The organism is Janthinobacterium sp. NKUCC08_JDC, assembly GCF_019345575.1.
Lineage (GTDB): Bacteria > Pseudomonadota > Gammaproteobacteria > Burkholderiales > Burkholderiaceae_D > Janthinobacterium > Janthinobacterium aestuarii.
This window is the reverse complement of the sequence record NZ_JAHKQW010000054.1, coordinates 1-304: the sequence shown is the minus strand read 5'-3', so window position 1 is coordinate 304 and position 304 is coordinate 1. Positions and strand designations below refer to the sequence as shown.

General features: G+C 57.6%; 1 protein-coding gene. It reads left to right on the top strand.

What is annotated here, in order from left to right; genetic code table 11:
* On the top strand, positions 1-304 hold a 304-nt coding region (locus KO538_RS29795; protein ID WP_257620657.1), incomplete at both ends, for an EF-Tu/IF-2/RF-3 family GTPase.

Here is a 304-nt window from a genome sequence, read left to right as displayed (position 1 = left end):
ACGTATGGCGCTGGAAGGCAAAGAAGGCGAAATGGGCGTTGACGCAGTGCTGCGTCTGGCCGATGCGCTGGATGCTTACATCCCAACGCCAGAGCGCGCTGTTGACGGTGCTTTCCTGATGCCAGTGGAAGACGTGTTCTCGATCTCGGGTCGCGGTACCGTTGTGACCGGTCGTATCGAGCGCGGCATTGTTAAAGTCGGCGAAGAGATCGAAATCGTCGGTATCACCGATACCGTCAAAACGACTTGCACCGGCGTGGAAATGTTCCGCAAGCTGCTGGACCAAGGTCAAGCTGGCGACAAC